The sequence below is a fragment of the Leptothrix cholodnii SP-6 genome, assembly GCF_000019785.1.
GTDB classification, from domain to species: Bacteria; Pseudomonadota; Gammaproteobacteria; order Burkholderiales; family Burkholderiaceae_C; genus Sphaerotilus; species Sphaerotilus cholodnii.
On sequence record NC_010524.1, the window covers coordinates 1,369,491 to 1,390,303 of the forward strand.

21 protein-coding genes are annotated in these 20,813 nt (G+C 71.3%); 15 read left to right on the top strand and 6 right to left on the bottom strand.

Annotation, left to right across the window (positions count from 1 at the left end):
- Nucleotides 1-57: 57 nt before the first annotated feature.
- Genes LCHO_RS06405 through LCHO_RS06415 form a run of 3 tightly spaced genes read right to left on the bottom strand, consistent with a single transcriptional unit; the run spans nt 58 to nt 2,976 of the window.
- Nucleotides 58-753: an ABC transporter ATP-binding protein gene (locus tag LCHO_RS06405; RefSeq protein ID WP_012346315.1), complete on the bottom strand. Its 696-nt coding sequence runs from the start codon at nt 751-753 to the stop codon at nt 58-60.
- Entirely contained in the window at nt 750-1,736 is a 987-nt protein-coding gene (gene miaA / locus LCHO_RS06410) for a tRNA (adenosine(37)-N6)-dimethylallyltransferase MiaA (protein ID WP_012346316.1), read from the bottom strand. Before miaA ends, LCHO_RS06405 begins: the two co-directional genes overlap by 4 nt.
- Nucleotides 1,729-2,976 carry a multidrug effflux MFS transporter gene (locus LCHO_RS06415; protein ID WP_012346317.1) on the bottom strand — a complete coding sequence of 416 codons (1,248 nt, stop codon included), beginning with the start codon at nt 2,974-2,976 and terminating at the stop codon, nt 1,729-1,731. Before LCHO_RS06415 ends, miaA begins: the two co-directional genes overlap by 8 nt.
- A gap of 143 nt (nt 2,977-3,119) precedes the next feature.
- Between LCHO_RS06415 and LCHO_RS06420 the strand changes: the two genes are divergently transcribed.
- Nucleotides 3,120-3,545 (top strand): PA2779 family protein, encoded by a 426-nt coding sequence (locus LCHO_RS06420; protein WP_012346318.1) that lies wholly within the window; start codon nt 3,120-3,122, stop codon nt 3,543-3,545.
- A 3-nt stretch (nt 3,546-3,548) separates the two neighbouring features.
- The gene (locus tag LCHO_RS06425) at nt 3,549-4,541 is read left to right on the top strand and encodes a PA2778 family cysteine peptidase (protein WP_012346319.1); all 993 of its coding nucleotides are present in this window, start codon (nt 3,549-3,551) and stop codon (nt 4,539-4,541) included.
- A 34-nt stretch (nt 4,542-4,575) separates the two neighbouring features.
- On the opposite strand, the gene LCHO_RS06430 is transcribed toward LCHO_RS06425, so the two are convergent.
- A complete protein-coding gene (locus LCHO_RS06430) occupies nt 4,576-5,007 on the bottom strand; it encodes a DUF1841 family protein (RefSeq protein WP_012346320.1) in 432 nt (143 codons plus the stop codon).
- Nucleotides 5,008-5,085: 78 nt separating this feature from the next.
- Between LCHO_RS06430 and LCHO_RS06435 the strand changes: the two genes are divergently transcribed.
- The 6 genes from LCHO_RS06435 (at nt 5,086) to LCHO_RS06460 (ending at nt 12,461) form a co-directional block, all read left to right on the top strand.
- A complete protein-coding gene (locus LCHO_RS06435) occupies nt 5,086-5,679 on the top strand; it encodes a malonic semialdehyde reductase (protein WP_012346321.1) in 594 nt (197 codons plus the stop codon).
- The gene (locus tag LCHO_RS06440) at nt 5,679-6,437 is read left to right on the top strand and encodes a sulfite exporter TauE/SafE family protein (RefSeq protein ID WP_012346322.1); all 759 of its coding nucleotides are present in this window, start codon (nt 5,679-5,681) and stop codon (nt 6,435-6,437) included. Before LCHO_RS06435 ends, LCHO_RS06440 begins: the two co-directional genes overlap by 1 nt.
- A 33-nt stretch (nt 6,438-6,470) precedes the next feature.
- Nucleotides 6,471-7,262: an enoyl-CoA hydratase/isomerase family protein gene (locus tag LCHO_RS06445; protein WP_012346323.1), complete on the top strand. Its 792-nt coding sequence runs from the start codon at nt 6,471-6,473 to the stop codon at nt 7,260-7,262.
- 68 nt (nt 7,263-7,330) lie between these two features.
- Nucleotides 7,331-8,863 (top strand): malonate--CoA ligase, encoded by a 1,533-nt coding sequence (locus tag LCHO_RS06450; protein WP_012346324.1) that lies wholly within the window; start codon nt 7,331-7,333, stop codon nt 8,861-8,863.
- 142 nt (nt 8,864-9,005) lie between these two features.
- Complete coding sequence (locus LCHO_RS06455; protein WP_012346325.1) at nt 9,006-10,733, top strand: methyl-accepting chemotaxis protein; 1,728 nt, start codon at nt 9,006-9,008, stop codon at nt 10,731-10,733.
- Nucleotides 10,734-10,754: 21 nt separating this feature from the next.
- Nucleotides 10,755-12,461: a putative bifunctional diguanylate cyclase/phosphodiesterase gene (locus tag LCHO_RS06460; protein ID WP_012346326.1), complete on the top strand. Its 1,707-nt coding sequence runs from the start codon at nt 10,755-10,757 to the stop codon at nt 12,459-12,461.
- A 12-nt stretch (nt 12,462-12,473) separates the two neighbouring features.
- Here the strand turns inward: LCHO_RS06460 and kefC are convergent, their stop codons facing one another.
- A complete protein-coding gene (gene kefC, locus LCHO_RS06465; RefSeq protein WP_012346327.1) occupies nt 12,474-14,291 on the bottom strand; it encodes a glutathione-regulated potassium-efflux system protein KefC in 1,818 nt (605 codons plus the stop codon).
- Entirely contained in the window at nt 14,288-14,932 is a 645-nt protein-coding gene (kefF, locus tag LCHO_RS06470; protein ID WP_012346328.1) for a glutathione-regulated potassium-efflux system oxidoreductase KefF, read from the bottom strand. The genes kefC and kefF overlap by 4 nt, the downstream gene beginning before the upstream one ends.
- Nucleotides 14,933-15,075: 143 nt before the next feature.
- Between kefF and LCHO_RS06475 the strand changes: the two genes are divergently transcribed.
- The 7 genes from LCHO_RS06475 to LCHO_RS06505 all read left to right on the top strand — a co-directional run bounded on the left by LCHO_RS06475 (nt 15,076) and on the right by LCHO_RS06505 (nt 20,778).
- Nucleotides 15,076-15,750, top strand: coding sequence for a ParA family protein (locus tag LCHO_RS06475; RefSeq protein ID WP_012346329.1), 675 nt, complete (start codon nt 15,076-15,078; stop codon nt 15,748-15,750).
- 94 nt (nt 15,751-15,844) lie between these two features.
- Nucleotides 15,845-16,666, top strand: a complete 822-nt coding sequence (locus tag LCHO_RS06480) for a response regulator transcription factor (protein WP_012346330.1) — start codon at nt 15,845-15,847, stop codon at nt 16,664-16,666.
- The gene (locus tag LCHO_RS06485) at nt 16,663-18,069 is read left to right on the top strand and encodes an ATP-binding protein (protein ID WP_012346331.1); all 1,407 of its coding nucleotides are present in this window, start codon (nt 16,663-16,665) and stop codon (nt 18,067-18,069) included. Before LCHO_RS06480 ends, LCHO_RS06485 begins: the two co-directional genes overlap by 4 nt.
- Nucleotides 18,070-18,159: 90 nt before the next feature.
- Nucleotides 18,160-19,083 carry a branched-chain amino acid transaminase gene (locus tag LCHO_RS06490; RefSeq protein WP_043703953.1) on the top strand — a complete coding sequence of 308 codons (924 nt, stop codon included), beginning with the start codon at nt 18,160-18,162 and terminating at the stop codon, nt 19,081-19,083.
- A 21-nt stretch (nt 19,084-19,104) separates the two neighbouring features.
- Complete coding sequence (locus LCHO_RS06495; protein ID WP_012346333.1) at nt 19,105-19,311, top strand: zinc-finger domain-containing protein; 207 nt, start codon at nt 19,105-19,107, stop codon at nt 19,309-19,311.
- Nucleotides 19,312-19,433: 122 nt separating this feature from the next.
- Nucleotides 19,434-20,321: a formyltetrahydrofolate deformylase gene (gene purU, locus LCHO_RS06500; protein WP_012346334.1), complete on the top strand. Its 888-nt coding sequence runs from the start codon at nt 19,434-19,436 to the stop codon at nt 20,319-20,321.
- Between the two features lie 7 nt (nt 20,322-20,328).
- Nucleotides 20,329-20,778 carry a YybH family protein gene (locus LCHO_RS06505; RefSeq protein ID WP_043703956.1) on the top strand — a complete coding sequence of 150 codons (450 nt, stop codon included), beginning with the start codon at nt 20,329-20,331 and terminating at the stop codon, nt 20,776-20,778.
- Nucleotides 20,779-20,813 lie beyond the last annotated feature (35 nt).

A 20,813-nucleotide genomic window follows, 5' to 3' on the forward strand; every position in this document is an offset into this window, starting at 1 on the left:
TGCGCGACCCGATCATGCCGCAGCTTGACCGACATCAAGCAAAGGCCGGCCGTTGTCTCAGACAGACGCGACGCCGTCGGCGCGCAGCCGCAGCACCCGGTCGGCGCGCGCCGCCGCCGCGGCCGAGTGGGTCACGATCAGGCAGCCGGCGCCGCTGTCGCGCGCCTGGGCGCACAGCAGGTCGAGCACCTGCGCGGCGGTGTCCGGATCGAGGTTGCCGGTGGGCTCGTCGGCCAGGATCAGCGCCGGCCGGTGCACCAGCGCGCGCGCGATCGCCACCCGCTGCAGCTGGCCGCCCGACAGCTCGCGCGGGCGCCGCTCGGCCAGCCCGGCCAGGCCGACCTCGGCCAGCATTGCGTCGACCCGGGCGTGGATCGCGGCCGGGTCGCGCAGGCCCTGCAGCAGCAACGGCAGCGCCACGTTGTGGCGCACGCTCAGGTGCGGCAGCACGTGGAAGGCCTGGAACACGAAGCCCAGCTGCTCGCGCCGCAGCGCCGCGGCCTGCGGCTCGGCGAGCGCGTCGATCGCCTGGCCGAGGATGCGCACCGAGCCGGCATCGGGCCGGTCCAGCCCGGCGATGCAGTTCAGCAGGCTCGATTTGCCGACACCCGATTCACCGAGCAGCGCCACCACCTCGCCGCGGCGCATGCGCAGCTCGACGGCGTGGAACACCGGCGTGCGGCCGTAGGCCTTGGCGAGGCCGCGGATGTGCAGCAGCTCGGCCGTGTGGTCGTCCGTGGTCGCCCTGTTCATCGCGCGTCCGCTTGCCAGGCGTCGGCGCGGCTCAGCACGCGCTCGACCAGGCCGGGCTCGTCGCAGGCCAGCACCTGGCGGCGCGGCATGCCGCGCAGCCAGGTGAGCTGGCGCTTGGCGAGCTGGCGGGTGGCGGCGCTGCAGCGTTCGAGCAGTTCGGCCGAGGGCCACAGGCCGTCGAGCATCTCCCAGGTCTGGCGGTAGCCGACGCAGCGCATCGACGGCAGATCCGGGTGCAGGTCGCCACGTGCGCGCAGGTGTTCGACCTCGTCGATCAGGCCGGCCGCGAGCATGGCCTCGAAGCGCTCGCCGATGCGCTGGTGCAGCCATGCGCGCGAGGTCGGCTCCAGCGACAGCATCAGCCCGCTGTGTGCCCAGGCCGACGACGCGCTGCGGCCGGTGTGCAGGCTCGACAGCGGCTGTCCGCTGATCTGCCAGACCTCGAGCGCGCGCTGGATGCGCTGCGCGTCGGCCGGCGCCAGGCGGGCGGCGGTGATCGGGTCGACCCGCGCCAGCTCGGCGTGCAGCGCCGGCCAGCCGAGCTCGCGTGCGCGCTGGTCGATCTGCGCGCGCACGCCGGCGTCGGCAGTCGGCAGCGGGTCGATGCCGTCGAGCCAGACCTTGAAATACAGCATCGTGCCGCCCACCAGCAGCGGCAGCGCGCCGCGGCCGTGGATCTCGCCGATCAGGCGTGCGGCGTCGGCGGCGAACTCGGCGGCCGAATAGGCGGCGGTCGGTTCGATCAGGTCGATCAGGTGGTGCGGCACCTCAGCCCGCTCGGCGGCGCTGGGCTTGGCGGTGCCGATGTCCATGCCGCGGTAGACCAGCGCCGAGTCGACGCTGATGATCTCGACCGGCGGCCCGCCGCGTTGGCGCCAATGGCGGGCGATCGCGAGCGCCGCGCCGGTCTTGCCGCTGGCGGTGGGGCCGGCGATCGCCAGCCAGGGCAGGGCGGGCGGCGCCACGGGGTTGCGCTCAGGCATGCGCCGGGGCGGCCAGGCCGTGGCTCTGCACGCGGGTCCAGGCGATCAGCGCGGTGGCGATCGAGGCCGCGGCCACGCCGAGTGCCAGCGGCAGGGCGCTGTCGTCCATCAGCTGGCCGAGCAGGTTGCCGACGCCGAACGCCACGCCCGCCAGCACGAAGCCGGCCAGCGCCGACGCCGTGCCCGCCTCGCGCGGAAAGAACGACACCGCGCCGGCCTGGCCGCAGCTCTGGTGCACGCCGTGCGCGAAGGCATAGGCGAGCTGCGGCAGCAGCACCGCCCAGACCGTCTGCACGCCCGCCAGCGCCAGCGCGGCCATGCCCAGCCCGCCGATCAGCGTGAACGGCGCCGCGCGCTTGACCGCGCCGATGCTGCCGTGGCGCACCAGCCAGCGCCGGCAGAACACCGTGCCGATCAGGTAGGCGACCGAGCTGGTGCTCAGCGCCAGCCCGTAGGCGGTCGCGCTCAGGCCCAGCACGCTCATGTAGACGAACGACGAGCCGGCCAGGAACATGAACAGCCCGGCGTAGGTGCCGGCGGTCAGCCCGGCCCAGGCACGGAACCCCGGGTGCGCCAGGATGCGCCGCCAGGCCGCCCCCAGCAGCGCCGGCTGCAGGGCCTGCGGGTTGCGCTGGCGGATGGTCTCGGGCACCACGCGCCAGACCCAGATCCAGATCAGCAGCGACAGCGCGCAGACCACCCCGAATGGCGCGCGCCAGCCCCAGGCCGCCGTCACCCAGCCACCCAGCAGCGGGCTGCTGATGGCGATGATGCCCAGCCCGCTCATGCCCAGCGACATCACGTGGGCGCCTTCGTGCGGCGGATACAGATCGCGCACCATCGCGCGGCCGACCACCACCGCCGCGGCCATCGCCGCGCCCTGCAGCACGCGGGCGGCGATCAGCAGGGTCATGGACTGCGCCAGCATGCCGGCCGCCGCAGCCAGCGTGTAGAGCGCCAGCCCGGCCAGCAGCACCGGCCGGCGGCCCACCCGGTCGGCCACCGGGCCCCACACCAGCTGGCCGAAACCGAAGGCGAGGATCAGCGCCGACATCGTCAGCTGCGCGGTCGAGACGCTGGTCGCGAACTCGCGTGTCAGCAGCGGCAGGCCGGGCAGGTATAGATCGGTGGTGGCCGGCTGCAGGCCGAACAGCAGCGCCAGCGTGATGGCGGCCAGCAGGGGCGAGAGCAGCGCGGCGCGCTCGCCGGGCGCTGCCGCGGGTGGGGAAGAAACGGACATCCGGGAAGCGTAGCAGGCGAGCGCTGGCCGGGCACCGCACGCGGGCCGCTTGCATCCTGTGACTTCGTTCACGCCGGCTGAGCTAGATTAGCGCTTGGCTGCTCGCAGCCACCTCATCCAAGAATCGCCTACGGAGCCCCCTCATGAACTCGTCCACCCGTCAGTCCCGCGCGGCGTCTGTCTCCCGTCTGTCCCGTGCCGGCCGCTGCCTGGCGCTGTCCCTGGCGCTCAGCGTCGGCTGGGTCGGCATGGCTTCGTCGGTGCAGGCCGGCATGATCGGCACCCAGGCGGTGGCCGAGGCCGGTGCCGCGCAGCAGCGCCTGCTCGATGCCTTCAACCGCGCCGACGTGCAGCAGGCGCTGGTGGCGCGTGGCGTCGACCCGGCGCAGGCGCAGCTGCGCATCGCCGCGCTCAGCGACGCCCAGGCCGAGGCCCTGCTGGCCGAGATCGACCAGGCCCCGGCCGGCGCCGACATCCTCGGCACCATCGTCTTCATCTTCGTGCTGCTGCTGGTGACCGACATCCTCGGCTTCACCAAGGTCTACCCCTTCACCCGCTCGATCCGCTGAACGATGGCCGCTCGTGCCACGTTGGCAGCGCTGCTGTTGGGCGCTGTCACCGGTCTGAGCGGCTGTGCCAGCTGGCTGCCGCCGCCGATGACGGCGGCGCTGCAGCAGGCCGCGCCGCGTGCCGGCCCGACCCGGGTCGAACTCGACACGGTGCCGTTCTTCCCGCTCACCGATGCCGCGCAGGCGCGCCACTGCGGCCCGCAGGCGCTGGCCAGCACGCTGGTCGCCGCCGGCCTGCCGGGCGATCCGCTGGCGCTGGCCGAGGCCACCTACCTGCCGGCTCGCGGCGGCAGCCTGCAGATCGAGATGCTCGCCGCCGCGCGGCGCTCGGGTGCGCTGGCCGTGACCCTGCCCGGCACGCTGCAGGCCCTGCTCGACGAGCTCGACGCCGGCCGCCCGGTGCTGGTGCTGCAGAACCTCGGCCTGGCCTGGGCGCCGCGCTGGCATTACGCGGTGCTGATCGGCCACGACCAGGCGGCGCGCGAGTTCATCCTGCGCAGCGGCAACGAGGCGCGCCAGCGCCTGCCGTGGGCCACCTTCGAATACACCTGGGCACGCGCCTCGCACTGGGCGGTGGCGGTGCTGCCGCCGGGGCAGCTGCCGGCCTCGGCGAGTTCGGCCCAGACGGTGCAGGCCGCGGTCGATTTCGAGCGGCTGGCCGCGCCGGCCGACGCGGTGCGGGTCTGGCGCAGCGTGCTGCAGCGCTGGCCCGATCAGCTGGTGGCCGCGCTCGGCCTGGGCAACAACCTGCACGCGCTCGGCCAGGACGACGAGGCCGCGCAGGTCTTCGAGGCCGCCACGCAGCGTCATCAAAGCGCCGTGCTCTGGAACAACCTGGCCCAGGTCGAGATCGGCCGCGCGCGCTGGCCGCAGGCGCAGGCGGCGCTCGATCAGGCCTTCAGGCGCGCCCGCGACGCCGAGCCGCGCTGGCTGGCCGAGGTGCAGTCCACCGCGGCGGCGCTGGCCGCGGCGCGACAGGCGGCCGGGTCGCGCTGAAGCGGGTTCAGCGGGTTCAGCGGGTTCAGCCGGTTCAGCGGGTGGCGCGCCGCCGCACCGCATCCAGGTAGGCGTGCGGATCGGGCGGCTGGCCGCTGCGCTGCGACTGCCACAGCATCTCGCCCAGGCAGTCCATCACCTCGTGGTGTGCCGGGTGCAGATCGCCACGTTTGGCGGCCAGCAGCTCGACCGCCTGGCGGATGCCACGTGGCTGGTCGATCGAACACTGCTCGCTGATCGACAGGTGCATCGACAGGTGCAGGAAGGGGTTGGTGCGGCCGTCGTCGACCGTGTAGACCGCCGCCAGCGCGCCGGCCAAGTCGCTCAGGTCGGCGTGGTATTCGGGGTGGCGGTCGATCCACTGCGCGGCCAGCGTCTCCATCGGGCTGAGCGGCTCGGCGGCGCAGTGCTTGCGCCAGGTCTCGCAGAAGAAAGTCCGGACGTCGTTCTGGCTGGGTGCAAACATCTGACAATTGTCTCAGCCTGAGCCGCCCGGCACCCGCCTTGTCGCGGGTGCCGGTTTTTTTGACTGCCGCCCGAACCCATGACCCACGCACTCGACACCCTCGCCCTGAACCAGCTGTTCACCGAAGCGCGCACCCACAACGCCTGGCGCGACGAGCCGGTGGCGCCTGAACTGCTGCGCCAGCTGCACGAGCTCGCCAAATGGGGGCCGACGGCGATGAACTGCTGCCCGCTGCGGGTCCGGTTCATCGTCGGCGCCGAGGCGCGTGCGCGCCTGCTGCCGCTGATGAGCGAGGGCAACCGCGCCAAGACTGCCGCCGCGCCGGTGATCGCCATCCTCGGCCGTGATGTCGATTTCCATCAGCACATGCCGACGCTCGCGCCGCACATGGCCGGCGCCCGCGAGCGGTTTGCCGATCAGCCGGCGCAGCGCGAGGCGATGTCGCAGCTCAACGGCGCACTGGAAGCGGGCTACTTCATCCTGGCCGCGCGCGCGCTCGGGCTCGACTGCGGGCCGATGGGCGGTTTCGACGCCGCGGCGGTCGATGCCGAGTTCTGGGCCGGCACGGCGGTGCGCTCGATGATCGTCTGCAACCTCGGCCACGGTGACCCGGCCGGCCTGCGCCCGCGTGCGCCGCGGCTCGATTTCGACACCGCCTGCGCCGTGCTGTGATGTCGCAGCTGATCACCGACCCGTGGTTCTACGCGGTCGCGTTGCCGTCGGTGCTGCTGCTGGGGCTGTCGAAGTCGGGTTTTGCCTCCGGGCTGGGTTCGCTGGCCACGCCGATGCTGGCGCTGGCGCTGCCGGTGCCGCAGGCCGCGGCCATCATGCTGCCGCTGCTGGCGGTGGCCGACGTGATGGCCTTGTGGACGCTGCGCCGCCATGCCGATCGTGCCGTGCTGTGGATGCTGCTGCCGGCCGGGCTGGTCGGCATCGTGATCGGCTGGCTCAGTTTCGGCCTGCTGCCCGGTCACATCGTGGCCGGCATCGTCGGCGTGGTGACGCTGGCCTTCCTGGCCTGGCAGCTGATCTGGCCGCCACGCGCCGACGCGCCGCTGCCGGGCCACCGCCAGACCGGCGCGCTGGCGCTGATGGCCGGCTACACCAGCTTCGTCGCCCACGGCGGCGGCCCGCCGGTGGCGATGGCGCTGCTGCCGCGGCGCATGGAGCCGCTGGCCTACGCCGGCACCTCGGCGGTGTTCTTCGCCAGCATCAACGCTGCCAAGTGGCTGCCTTATGCGGCGCTCGGCCTGCTCGACGGCCGCAACCTCTCGACCTCGGTGCTGCTGATGCCGCTGGCCGCCGGCGGCGTGCTGCTGGGCGTGTGGGCGGCCAAGCGCATCTCGTCGCGCTGGTTCTACCGGCTGGTGCAGGTGGGCATGCTGCTGACCGGCCTGAAGCTGCTGGCCGACGCGTTCTGGCCTGCGTGATCCGATGAGATTCCCAAGAAGAAGGATGTTCCGATGAGCGTCGACGTTCGATTCGAACCCCACGCCAGCCTGCCCGACGTGGCGCTGGTGACCCTGTCCAATCCGGCCAAGCTCAACGCCATGAGCGTGGCGATGTGGCAGCAGCTGCGCGGCCATTTCGACGGCCTGGCCGAGCGCGCGCCGCAGCTGCGCTGCGTGATCCTGCGCGGCGAGGGCGGCACCTTCGTGTCGGGCGGCGACATCGAGGAGTTCCCGGCCTTCCGTTTCGACGCCGCCCGGCTGCGCCACTTTCATGAAGAGATCGTCGGCCCGGCACTCGACGCGCTGTACCGCTGCGACGTGCCGCTGGTGGCGCAGATCGAGCGCGCCTGCGTCGGCGGCGGGCTCGAGATCGCCTGCCAGTGCGACATCCGCGTGGCCGGCGCGGGCAGCCGCTTCGGCGCGCCGATCGCGCGGCTGGGCTTTCCGATGGCGCCCGACGAGATGGCCGGCGTGGCGCGCGTCACCGGCCTGGCCAGCGCCGCCGAGATCCTGCTCGAAGCGCGCCTGCTCGATGCCGCCACCGCGCTGCAGCGCGGCCTGGTGCACCGCGTGGTGGCCGACGACGGCGTGGCCGCCGAGGCCGAGGCCACCGCCCGCCGCATCGCCGCCGGCGCGCCGCTGGCTGCGCGCCTGAACAAGCGCACGCTGCGGCTGATCTCGGCCCAGTTCCACTTCAGCGAAGCGCAGCGCGCCGAACTGGCCGCCTACGCCAGCAGCGCCGATCACCGCGAAGGCATCGCCGCCTTCATCGAAAAGCGCGCCCCGCGCTTCACCGGCGCCTGATTGCGCCACACCGCAATCCGCCCGCTCCGCCCGCTCCGCCCGCCTCGCATCCCCAAGCCCTGCCCGCCATGACTGCCAACGCCAATCTCTTTGCGGCCCTGCGCGCCGCCTTCCCCGCCGACCTCGACGCCACCGCGATCGAGACCGACAACGGCCTGCTCTACAGCTGGGGCGACCTCGAGCGCGCCACCGCCATGCTGGCCAACCTGCTCGGTTCGCTGGAGATCCCGGCCGGCAGCCGCATCGCCGTGCAGACCGAGAAGTCGGTCGAGGCGCTGATGCTCTACCTGGCCACGCTGCGGGCGGGTTTTGTCTACCTGCCGCTCAACACCGCCTACCAGGAGGGCGAGCTCGACTACTTCATCGGCAACGCCGAGCCGGCGGTGGTGGTGTGCGCCAGCCGGAGTTTTCCGTGGCTGAGCAAGCTGGCGTTCCGCAAGGGCGTGGCGCATGTCTTCACGCTCGACGACGACCGCAGCGGCAGCCTGCTCGACCGCGCCGCCTATTTCAGCGACCAGCACGTCGTCGCCCACAAGAACGCCGACGAGCTGGCCGCGATCCTCTACACCAGCGGCACCACCGGGCGCAGCAAGGGCGCGATGCTCAGCCACGGCAACCTGCTGAGCAACGCGCAGGTGTTGAAGAAGTATTGGGATTGGCAGCCTGGCGACGTGCTGATCCACGCGCTGCCGATCTTCCATGTGCACGGCCTGTTCGTCGCCAGCCACGGCGCGCTGCTCAACGGCAGCAAGATGCTGTGGCTCGCGAAGTTCGACCCCAAGGCCGTGGTCGAGCGCCTGCCGCGCGCCAGCGTCTTCATGGGCGTGCCCACGCTCTACGTGCGGCTGCTGCAGGAGCCGGTGCTCACGCGCGAAGCATGCGCTCACATGCGGCTGTTCATCTCGGGCTCGGCGCCGCTGCTGATCGAGACCTTCCGCGACTGGCAGACCCGCACCGGCCACACCATTCTCGAGCGTTACGGCATGAGCGAGACGGCGATGCTGACGTCCAACCCGTGTCGTGCCGAAGACGGCGACCGGCTCGGCGGCACCGTCGGCCCGGCGCTGCCGGGCGTGGGCGTGCGGGTGGTCGACGATGCCGGCGCGGCGCTGGCGGCGGGCGAGATCGGCAACGTGCAGGTGCGCGGGCCCAACGTCTTCGGCGGCTACTGGCGCATGCCCGAGAAGACCGCCGAGGAGTTCACGTCCGACGGCTGGTTCAGGACCGGCGACGTCGGCCGCTTCGACGGACTCGGCTACCTGACCATCGTCGGCCGCAGCAAGGACCTGATCATCAGCGGCGGCTACAACGTCTACCCCGCCGAGATCGAGGGCACGCTCAACGAGCTGCCCGGCGTGGCCGAATCGGCGGTGATCGGCGTGCCGCACCCGGACTTCGGCGAAGCGGTGGTGGCGGTGATCGTGGCCAAGGCCGGCGCGAGCCTCGACGCCGACGCGCTGGTGGCGCAGCTCAAGCGCCAGATCGCCAACTTCAAGGTGCCCAAGCGCGCCTTCGTGGTGGCCGACCTGCCGCGCAACGCGATGGGCAAGGTGCAGAAGAACCTGCTGCGCGAGCAGCACAAGGCGCTGTTCATGCCGTGAGTGGCGAGGGGTGTTCACGCGCCGTTCACGGATACCGTGTGACGTACAGGGGTTTGGCCGCGGTTATCGATGGATTGCGGCGCATCGACAACCACGACGATGGAGGGGTCAACTTTCATGTCCATCGCCAGGGAACCGTCCGATGCGCACCAACTTGCCTGTCACCCAGCGCGAATACGCGTTTCCCGCCGGTCAGACGCTGGTCTCGGTCACCGACCTCAAAGGGCGCATCACCTACGCCAACGCCGCCTTCATCGCGGTCAGCGGCTTCCGCCGCGAGGAACTGCTCGGCCAGCCGCACAACCTGGTGCGCCATCCGGACATGCCGGAAGAAGCCTTCCGCGACATGTGGCAGACCATCGGCTCGGGCGTGCCGTGGACCGGCCTGGTCAAGAACCGGCGCAAGGACGGCGATCACTACTGGGTGCAGGCCAACGCCACGCCGATGATGGACGGCGAGCGCATCACCGGTTTCCTGTCGGTGCGCACCCAGCCCTCGCGCCAGGAGATCGATGCCGCCGAGCGCCTGTATGCGCAGATGCGGGCCGAAGTCCAGGCCGGCCGCCTGGTGCATCGGCTGCAGCGTGGCACCGTGCGGCGCGCCGACCTGCGCGGCCGGCTGGGCCGCCTGCTCAGGCCCGGCCAGCGCGCCCAGGTGCTGGCGATCCAGACGGCTTGCGTTCTGGCCGCGGTCGCCGTCGGCGAGACCTTGCCGGTCTGGCAGGCGATGCTGCTGGCGACGGGCGTGGTCGGTGTGGCGACGTGGGCCATGCTGCAGCGCCTGTTCGGGCCCCTCGATGCGGTGCTGACCGATGCCCACCACCTGGCATCCGGTGACCTGGCGCACCGCGTCGGCACCGGCGCGCCGGGCATCGCCGGCGAGCTGCAGCAGGCGCTGATGCAGATGTCGGTCAACCTGCGCACCGTCGTGCACGACACCCGCACCGAGATCGAGAACCTGCACGTGACGGCCAGCGAGATCAGTGCCGGCAACCACGACCTGTCGGCGCGCACCGAATCCCAGGCCAGCAGCCTGGAGCAGACCGCGGCGTCGATGGAGCAGATCAACGGCACCGTGCAGCAGACCGCCAGCTCGGCCGTGCAGGGCGCGCGCAGCGCCCGGGAGACCGCCGACGTGGCGCGGCGCAGCCAGCAGGCGGTGACCGACGTGGCCGAGACGATGGGCCGCATCAGCGAGTCGTCGCGTCGCATCGCCGAGATCCTGCACGTGATCGAGGGCGTGGCGTTCCAGACCAACATCCTGGCGCTCAATGCCGCGGTCGAGGCCGCGCGCGCCGGTGAACACGGCCGCGGTTTCGCGGTGGTGGCCGCCGAGGTGCGCGAGCTGGCGCAGCGCACCGCCTCGTCGGCGCGCGAGATCAAGCAGCTGATCGGCGAGTCGGCCCAACGGGTCACGCTCGGCAGCACGCAGAGCGCCGCCGCGCAGCAGCGCATGGGCGAGGCCCTGCACGCGGTCGACGCGGTGCAGGCGACGCTCGAGACCATCAGCACCGCCACCTCCGAACAGCAGTCGGGCATCTCGCAGATCAACGAGGCGGTGGCGCACATGGACTCGATCACGCAGCAGAACGCCGCGATGGTCGAGCAGCTCGCGGCGGCGGCGCAGTCGCTGCAAGGCCAGGTGGCCGCGGTGAGCGAATCGATGCGGCTGTTCCGGCTGTCGTCGGGCGAGGCCACCGTCGCCGAGCGCGATGCGGTCGAGCTGCGGCGCGACGGCCGGGCCACACCGGCCAAACCGGCGGCAACGCCGGCCAACCGGCCGGCGCCTGCGCCGAAACGGGCTGCCGCTGCACCCGAGCCGCTCGCGGCGCAAGCTGCCGCAGGGGCCGACGACTGGACCAGTTTCTGAGCACATCAACACGGGCAAGACATGGCATCGACCCCAACCACGCAGGCGCCTGATCTCGGCGACTTCTTCAAGTCCGTCATCGATTCGACCACCGACGCGGTCATCACCAAGGACCTGCACGGCATCGTCACCAGCTGGAACCGCGCGGCCGAATCGATCTTCGGCTACAGCGCCGCCGAGATGATCGGCCAGCCGATGGTGAAGGTCTTCCCGGCCGACCGGCTGCAGGAGGAGCCGATGATCCTGGCGCGCATCGGCCGCGGCGAGCGGGTCGACCACTTCGAGACCGTGCGGGTGCGCAAGGACGGCAGCCTGGTCAACGTCTCGGCGACCATCTCGCCGCTGCACGACAGCGAGGGCCGCATCGTCGGCGCCTCCAAGATCGCGCGCGACATCACCGAGCGCATCCAGGCCGAGCGCACGATCTGGCTGCAGGCCAATCACGACACGCTGACCTCGCTGCCGAACCGCCGCCATTTCCAGGAGCGGCTGACCCTGGAGCTGGCGCGGGCCCGGCGCATGCAGCGCCACCTGGCGGTGATGTTCATCGACCTGGATCGGTTCAAGGACGTCAACGACACGCTGGGCCACCAGGCCGGCGACGACCTGCTGGTGCAGGCGGCGCAGCGCATCCGCGCGGCGGTGCGCGAGATCGACACGGTGGCCCGCATGGGCGGCGACGAGTTCACCATCCTGCTGCCCGATCTGGTGGCCGGCGACGAGGTCGAGCCGATCGCGCGGCGCGTCAACCTGTGCCTGTTCAAGCCCTTCACGCTGGACGGCCAGACGTCGGTGCAGATCTCCGGCAGCATCGGCGTGGCGCTGTTCCCGCAGGACGGCGAGACCGCCGACGTGCTGCTGATGCACGCCGATCAGGCGATGTACGAATCCAAGCGGCTCGGCCGCAACCAGGCCCGGCATTTCGCGAAGGCGCTGGAATCGAACATCCGCGACCGCATGCGCCTGACCCACGACCTGCGTCACGCCGTCGAACGCGGCGAGCTGTCGCTGAGCTTGCAGCCGCTGGTCGACCTGCGTGACGGCTCGGTGCGCCAGCACGAAGCGCTGCTGCGCTGGGTGCATCCGGTGTTCGGCGCCATCAGCCCGTCGGTCTTCATGCCGCTGGCCGAAGAGACCGGCGTCATCCGCGACATCGGCGACTGGGCGTTCGACACCGTCGCGCGCCAGGCGGCCGACCGCAGCCGCGCGGGCAGCCCGGTGATCCCGGTCAGCCTCGACGTGTCGCCGGTGCAGCTGCACGCGGGCCTCGGTTACTTCAGGCGCTGGCTCGACGAATGGGCGCGGCTCGAACTGCCCGCCGATGCGCTGGCGCTCGAAATCGCCGAAAGCGCGCTGGCCGAGCCGTCCGACGGCGTCGGCGAACTGCTGCAGCAGCTCGGTGCCGCGGGTGTGCCGCTGATCGTGGACCACTTCGGCGCCGGCGCGTCCTGCCTGTCGCGGCTGAACCGCCTCGACATCGGCATGCTCAAGCTCGACCCGAGCCTGCTGCGCGACCTGGGCGTCGACGGCAAGAGCACCCGGCTGTGCGAAGCGATGGTGCAGATGGCGCACACGCTCGGCCTGCAGGTGGTGGCCCAGGGTGTCGAGACACCGGCGCAGCGCGCGCTGCTGGCGCGCATGGGCTGCGACTTCGGCCAGGGCCATCTGTTCGCCGCGATCGAGCCGGGCCCCGGCGCCGAAGTGCCTGCGTGGCCGGCCGCGGCCTGACGGCGTTCAGGTTCAGTCCTGCCAGTTGCCGCGGCGCTGCTGTTCGCGCTCGGCGCGCTCCTGCGCGAACAGCTCCTCGAGCTGCTGGCTGCCCTGCTTGGCGATCGACATCAGCTGCTGGCGATCGGCCCGGTGCGGCCAGGTGCGCTCGATCAGCGCCAGGTTGAAGCGCCGGAAGCGGGCCGCCAGCTGCCAGGCGTGATGCGGCTCGTGGCCCATCGCCTCGAGCACGCTGCGGCCGCTGACCAGCGCCGACTCGAAGGTCTCGCGTTCGATGTGCGTGACGCCGCGCTCGCGCAGCGCGTAGTGGTGCTGCACGTTGCGCGCCCGCACCACCAACTGGGCCTGCGGAAAGTGCGCCTGAGCCAGGTCGACGATCTTCAGGCTCTGCGCGACGTCGTCGACCGCCACCACGATCACGCGTGCCTGCGCGGCGCCGGCCTTGCGCAGCAGGTCGAGCCGGGTGGCGTCGCCGTACCAGGTGCTGAAACCGAAGCGCCGCATCACCTCGACCTGCTCGGGGTCGTGGTCGAGCAGCGTGGCCTTCAGGCCGCTGGCGTAGAGCAGCCGGCCGACGATCTGGCCGTAGCGGCCGTAACCGCAGACGATGATCGGCGCCTCTTGCGGCTCGTCGAGCGCATGTTCGGTGCGGTGCGGACCGTCGGACATCGCGGCGTAGCGCGGCGCCAGCCAGCGGTCGAAGGCCACCAGCAGCAGCGGCGTAATCAGCATCGACAGCGCCACCGTGCCGACCAGCACCGAGCCGATCGCGTTGCTGAAGACCCCCGCGTCGGCAGCCTGCTGGAACACCACGAACGCGAACTCGCCGCCCTGCGCCAGCAGCAGCACCCAGACCGGCCGCTCGGCGCGCGTCAGGCCCATCGCCCGGCCGATCGCCGACAGCACCAGCACCTTGACCGCCAGGAAGCCCAGCAGCAGCGCCAGCACGAGCAGCGGCCGCGCCAGCAGCGCGGCGAAGTCGATGCTCATGCCCACTGCCATGAAGAACAGGCCGAGCAGCAGGCCCTTGAAGGGCTCGACGTCGGTCTCGAGCTCGCGCTTGTATTCGCTCTCGGCCAGCAGCACGCCGCCGAGAAACGCACCCAGCGCCATCGACAGCCCGACCGCCTGCATCAGCGCGGCGATGCCGACCACCAGGCCGAGCGCGGCGGCGGTGAAGACCTCCGGCGTGCGGCTGGTCGCCACCCAGCGCAGGCCGTGGCGCAGCAGCAATCGACCGCCCAGCACGATGGCGGCGATCACGCCCAGCGCCTTGCCGGCTTCGAGCCACGGATTGCCGGCCGCCGCCTGGCCGGTGCCCAGCAGCGGCAGCAGCGCCAGGATCGGGATCGCGGCGACGTCCTGGAACAGCAGGATCGAGAAACCCGCCTGGCCGCTGGCGGTGGGCAGCAGGTTGCGCTCGCCCATCACCTGCAAGGCCACCGCGGTCGACGACAGCGCCAGCCCGAGCGCGCCCACCACCGCCCAGCGCCAGGGCGCGCCAGCGAGCATCGCCACGCCGGCCAGCGCCGCCGCGCAGCCCAGCACCTGCACGCTGCCCCAGCCGAAGATCGGCCGGCGCATGGCCCAGAGCCGGTGCGGTTCGAGCTCGAGCCCGACCATGAACAGCATCAGCACCACGCCGAACTCGGCGACGTGCAAGGTGGTGTCGGGGTCGCTGATGAAGCCCAGCCCGGCCGGCCCGATCGCGATGCCGGCGACCAGGTAGCCGATGATCGCGCCCAGCCCGAGCCAGCGCGCCAGCGGCACCACCAGCACCGCGGCGCCGAAGAAGACCAGGCTGGTCAGCAGCCAGTTGCCGGCGGTCATGCGAGGGCCCGGTTCGGACGGTCTTGTGCCGGGGTGATGCAGGCCTCGCAGGCCGGCAGGTCGGCGAGTTCGGGCCAGTCGGGGTGGCTCAGGATGCGCTGGCCGAAGAGTGCGGCGTGGCTGTCGAGCTCGTCCGCCGACGCGACGTGGGCGCCGTGCAGCACCAGCGGCGGCAGGAACCGCAGCCCGCACAGCGCCGCGGTCTGTTCGTAGGGCGGCAGGAAGGCGTCGAAGAAATGGCGGTTGTAGCCCGACGGGTGATAGGCCTCCTGGCGAGCGCCGGTGGACGTCACCAGCCACAGGTCCTTGCCGGCCAGCGCCCGCCCGCCCGGGCCGTAGGCCCAGCCCAGGCTCAGGACCTCGTCGACCCACAGCTTCATCAGCGCCGGCATCGCGTACCACTGGATCGGGTGCACCCAGACGATCAGGTCGGCCGCCGCCGCCGCGGCCTGCTCGGCGCCCACGTCGATCGTGAAGTCGGGGTACAGCGCGTAGAGGTCGCGCACCTCGATGCCCGGCGCCGACCGGGCCGCAGCCTGGCCGCGCTGCTTGAGCCGCCGGTTGACCCGGGAGCGGCGCAGGTCGGGGTGGGCGACCAGCACCAGCACGTGCGGCCCGCTGGCGCCCCGAGGAGGGGCCATCGGAGCCTCGGACGACGGGTCGGGCGTGTGTTCTGGGGGGGTCTGGGTCACGGCGTGTCTGTCAGGTCGCGGCCGGTGTCGGCCCGTTAACATAGCTTAAACGGGCTTTCTTCACGCCCCATTCATGCCGGAGGAGACAGACGATGGCGATCTATGTGGTGGCCAATCCCAAGGGCGGGGTGGGCAAGTCGACGCTGGCGACCAATCTGGCCGGCTATCTGGCGCGTCGCCAGGCGCAGGCGCACGAGGCTGCCGCAAGCGCGGCGCCGGCGCTGCCCGAGGTGCTGCTGGCCGACGTCGATCGGCAGGAATCGGCCCGGCTGTGGTTGTCGCTGCGCCCGGCCGAGCTGCCGCCGATCGGGTGGTGGCCGGTCGAGCGCGAGCGCATCGGCAAGTGCCCCAAGGGCGCGCGCCATGCCGTCATCGACACGCCGGCCGGTCTGTCGGGCAAGCCGCTCGACGCGGTCATGAAGGTGGCCGACAAGGTGCTGGTGCCGCTGCAGGCGAGCGTGTTCGACATCTACGCCACGCGCGATTTCATCGCCGAGCTCAGGAGTCGCCGCAAGCACGCCGACGTGCAGATCGCCGTGATCGGCAACCGGGTGCGCGAGCACACCTTCGCGGCCGAGCAGCTCGAGCAGTTCCTGGCGCAGCTGGGCGAGCAGGTGCAGGTGCCGATGCTGGGCTGCCTTCGCGACACCCACAACTACGTGCACCTGGCCGCTCACGGCTCGACCCTGTGGGACGTGGCCACCAGCCGGGTGGCGCGCGACCTCGAGCAGTGGCAGGCCCTGCTGGATTGGGTCGATGCCGCATGAGCGTCGCTTGCCCGCACTCCCACTTTTGGGGGTGTCCGTGCCGGGGTGAACCGCCGATACGCTCGGGGTCACGACAAGGCAGCGGGAGCGCACGATGAAGGTCTTGATGATCGACGACCATCCGTTGATCCTGGCGGCGATGCAGAACGTCGTGCGCGGCCTCGGCGTTCACGTGCGCGTGACGGGTGTCGAGACCCCCGACGAGGCGCGCCAGAGGCTGGTGCCGCCGCACGATTTCGACCTGATCCTGCTCGACCTCCTGCTGGGCAGCGGCGACGACGGCTACGACTTCCTGATCGAGCTGCGCGCCAGCCATCCGGCGCTGCCGGTGGTGGTGATCTCGGCGTCGGAGCGCGCCGCCGACGTGATCCGCTGCATCGACGGCGGCGCGATGGGTTTCGTGCCCAAGCGCGCCAGCAACGAGATGCTGTTCGAGGCCCTGCACCTGGTCATGTCGGGCGGCATCTACGTGCCGCCGATGGCCCGTGGCCTGGGCGGGCCGAACCTGCCGTCGGTGCCCGACGCGCAGGTGTTTCCGGGCCTGCCGGCGCAGGGGCCGCTGTCGATCGCCGCCGCCGGGCCGCGCGACCGCCCGGACGGCGTCCACGCCGGCATGTCGATCGGGCCGTGGTCGTCGCGCGGCATGGCGCTGCCGCGGCCCGCCTCGCTCGATGCGCTCGGCCTGACGCCGCGCCAGGCGAAGGTGCTGATGCTGTTGATGGAAGGCAAGGCCAACAAGGTGATCGCCAAGGAACTGGGCCTGTCGGTCGAGACCGTCAAGGATCACGTCGCCGCCGTGCTGCGGTGCCTGGGCGTGCGTTCGCGCATGCAGGCGGTGATCGCGGTGCGCCACCTGCCGCAGCCGGGGCCGTCGGCGCATCAGCCGCAGCCGGGGCCGGCCGGGCCGCCTTCGTGAGCCGGGCCGGGGCCGGCCCGGCCTGGGCGGCGATCACGCTGCTGGCGTGCATCGGGCTGCTGGTCGCGCAGGCGTGGCCGCTGCGGCTGGCCCTGGCGGCGCTGATCGTGCTCGCGGCCACGGTGATGGCCGTGACCGTGCGCCGCCAGGCCGAGGCCCTGGCCCAGGCGCTGACGCTCAAGCGCTGCACCGAGGATCTGGCCGGCCAGCTGTCGCTCGAGAAGGCCGCCGCCGACCAGGCCCGGCGCGTCGCCGAGGCGGCCAACCGCGCCAAGACGCAGTTCTTCTCGGCCGCCAGCCACGATCTGCGCCAGCCGCTGCACGCGCTCGGGCTGTTTGCCGAAACGCTGCGCCGCAAGCAGGGCCGGACAGGCGCCGCCGCCGATGACGACGAGGTGGCGCAGCTGGTGCACGACATCGTCGAGTCGGTCGGCGCGCTCGAGGGGCTGTTCGACGAGCTGCTCGACCTCACCCACATCGACAGCGGCGGCGTCGACGTGCGGCCGCGCGCCTGCGCGATGGCCGAGATCTACATGCGCCTGCGGCTGCACTTCGAGCCGGTGGCGTTCGACAAGGGGCTGACGCTCGATTTCTTCGGCGGTCACCACGCGGTGCAGGCCGACCCGGTGCTGGTCGAGCGCATCCTGCGCAACCTGGTGTCCAACGCGATCCGCTACACCGAGGACGGCGGCGTGATCGTCGGCTGCCGCTCGCGGGGCGGGCAGCGCCTGGTGCAGGTCTGGGACAGCGGCATCGGCATCTCGGCCGAGGCGCTGCCGCGCATCTTCGACGAGTTCTACCAGGTCGGCGGCCGCCGCCCTCTGGAGCCGCATCACCGCAAGGGGATGGGGCTCGGGCTGGCGATCGTCAAGCGCCTGGCCGGCCTGATGGACGCGCCGCTGACGGTGTGCTCGAAGGTCGAGCGGGGCAGCGTGTTCTCGCTGACCCTGCCGGCCGCGGTCGCCGAGCCGATGCCGGGTGCGGTGGTGCTGGCGCACGAACTGCCGCAGGTGACGCTGCACGGCCGCCGGGTGGTGGTGGTCGAGGACGACGCCGCCGTGCTGACGAGCCTGCGCGGCCTGCTCGAGAGCTGGGGCGCGCAGGTCGTCGCGTTCGACCGCGCGCAGACGGCCTGCAGCTGGGCGCAGCAGCACCCCGGTTCGGCGCCCGACCTGCTGATCGTCGATCACGGCCTGCCCGAAGGATGCACCGGCACCGAGGTGATCGTGGCCCTGCGCGCGGTCTGGGGGCCGGGCCTGCCGGCGGTCATGGTCACCGGCCACACGCTGCACGACCACGAGACCGAAGCGGCTGCCGGCAACTACCACGTGCTGTTCAAGCCGCTGGCCCCGAACCGGCTGCGGGCGATGGTCTCGTTCAAGCTCGGCAGCCGCGCCGCCTGAGCCGCCGCGACGCCTCGCGACGCCTCGCGGTGCCCGTTGGCGCCGACCTGCCCGCATACAATGGCGGCCCCGAGCGAAGGCGATAAAACCATGTCGATGCACGACCGAGACGGAAAGATCTGGATGGATGGCGAGCTGGTGGAGTGGCGCGACGCCAAGATCCACGTGCTCAGCCACACGCTGCACTACGGCTGCGGCGCCTTCGAGGGCGTGCGCGCCTACAAGACGGCGCAAGGCCCGGCGATCTTCCGCCTGCGCGAGCACACCGAGCGGCTCTTCAACAGCGCCAAGATCCTGCGCATGAAGATCCCGTTCACGCTGGAACAGGTGATGGACGCGCAGAAGACCGTCGTGCGCGAGAACCAGCTCGAAAGCGGCTACATCCGCCCGCTGACCTGGATCGGCTCGCAGAAGCTCGGCGTCAGCCCGAAGGGCAACACCATCCACCTGATGGTCGCGGCCTGGACCTGGGGCGCCTACCTCGGCGAAGAAGGCCTCAAGCGCGGCATCCGCGTCAAGACCAGCAGCTACACCCGCCACCACGTCAACATCACGATGACGCAGGCCAAGGCGGTGAGCAACTACACCAACTCGATCCTGGCCAACATGGAAGTGACCGAAGAGGGCTACGACGAGGCGCTGCTGCTCGACGCATCCGGCTTCGTCAGCGAAGGCGCGGGCGAGAACATCTTCATCATCAAGAACGGCGTGGTCTACACGCCCGACCTGTCGGCCGGCGCGCTCAACGGCATCACCCGCAACACGATCTTCCACATTGCCAAGGATCTGGGCCTGGAGGTCGTGCAGAAGCGCATCACCCGCGACGAGGTCTACATCGCCGACGAGGCCTTCTTCACCGGCACCGCCGCCGAAGTGACGCCGATCCGCGAACTCGATCGCATCGAGATCGGCGCCGGCTCGCGCGGCCCGATCACCGAGAAGATCCAGGCGGCGTTCTTCGACATCGTCAACGGCCGCAACCCCCAGTACGCCGAATGGCTGGATCACGTTTGAAGGTTTGAAGGAAAGTCAGCGATGAGCAACGACAAGCAGGCAGTGGTCGAAGTCTTGGCCAAGGATTTGCAAGGCCCCGGCGTGGTGGCGTGCCCGAACCCGAAGATGGCCTTGTGGAGCGCCCATCCGAAGGTCTACATCGACGTGGCCGGCAGCGGTGAAGGCCGCTGCCCGTACTGCGGCACGGTCTACCGGCTCAAGGCCGGCGAGAAGGTCCACGCGCACTGAGCATCCCGACGCGGCCCTTGACGGGCCGCGCCGCATTTGGGCGCGGGCATTCGGCCCGGGGGGTTGCGGGCCGTCGCCGGCCGACCGGTCGATGGTGCAGGCCTTGCGTAAAATCGGCCGCCATGACGCTCAACAACGGCCAGTTCGTACTCACGCTCTCCTGCCCCGACACCAAGGGCATCGTCCACGCGGTTTCAGGCCTGCTCTACCAGGCCGGCTGCAACATCATCGACTCGCAGCAGTTCGGTGACGTGCTCGGCGAAGACGCCACCGGCCTGTTCTTCATGCGGGTGCACTTCGAGGCGCCGCCGCACCTGGGCGACGCGGCCATGCTGCAGAACCTGTTCAGCCACGTGCGCAGCCAGTTCGGCATGCAGGCACGCGTGCACAGCCTGGCGCGCAAGCCGCGCCTGCTGCTGATGGTCAGCAAGCACGGCCATTGCCTCAACGACCTGCTGTTCCGCTGGAAGAGCGGGCAGCTGCCGGTCGACATCCCGGCGATCGTCTCCAACCACCCCGACTTTGCCGACCTGGCCGCCAGCTACGGCATCGCGTTCCACCACCTGCCGCTCAAGGCCGGCGCCGACGCCCAGGCCAAGCGCGCGCAGGAGCGCGAGGTCGAGGCGCTGTTCGAGCGCGAGCAGGTCGACCTGGTGGTGCTGGCGCGCTACATGCAGATCCTGAGCGCCGAGTTCTGCGATTTCCTGGCCGGGCGCGCGATCAACATCCACCACAGCTTCCTGCCCAGCTTCAAGGGCGCCAAGCCGTATTACCAGGCGCACGAACGCGGCGTGAAGCTGATCGGCGCCACGGCGCACTACGTGACGGCCGATCTCGACGAGGGGCCGATCATCGAGCAGGACGTCGAGCGGGTCGATCACACCCACAGCCCCGAAGACTTCACCGCCGTGGGCCGCGATGTCGAGTCCGTCGTGCTCGCGCGCGCGGTGCGCTGGCACGTCGAGCACCGTGTCCTGCTCAATGGCCGCAAGACGGTCGTTTTCCGGTAGACCGCCCATGAATCGTCCCAAACCCCTCGAGGCCGTCCTGATGGCCACGCCCGATGACACCGAGGCGCAGTTCTACGAGAGCCTGCAGCGCGCCGATCTCGACCGGCTGATGGCGGTCTGGGCCGACGAGGAGGACGTCGCCTGCGTGCATCCGGGCGGCCCGCGCCTGGTGGGCACGCATGCCATCCGCACGGCCTTCGAGGAGCTCTTCGGCCAGGGCCACATCGACACCCGCCCGGCTCAGGTCCGCCGCATGACGCTGGGCAACACCGCCGTGCACCACGTGCTCGAGGAGGTGCGTGTCAACACCGCCGACGGCCCGCGCAGCGGCTATGTGCTGAGCACCAACGTCTACCTGAAGACGCCGCTGGGCTGGCGCATGATCGTCCACCACGCCAGCCCCGGCACGCCGCGCGAGCTGCAGGAGCTGACCGAGTCGACCACCACGCTGCACTGATGCGGGTCGACCGCCCCAGGCTGCAGGCCGCCGCC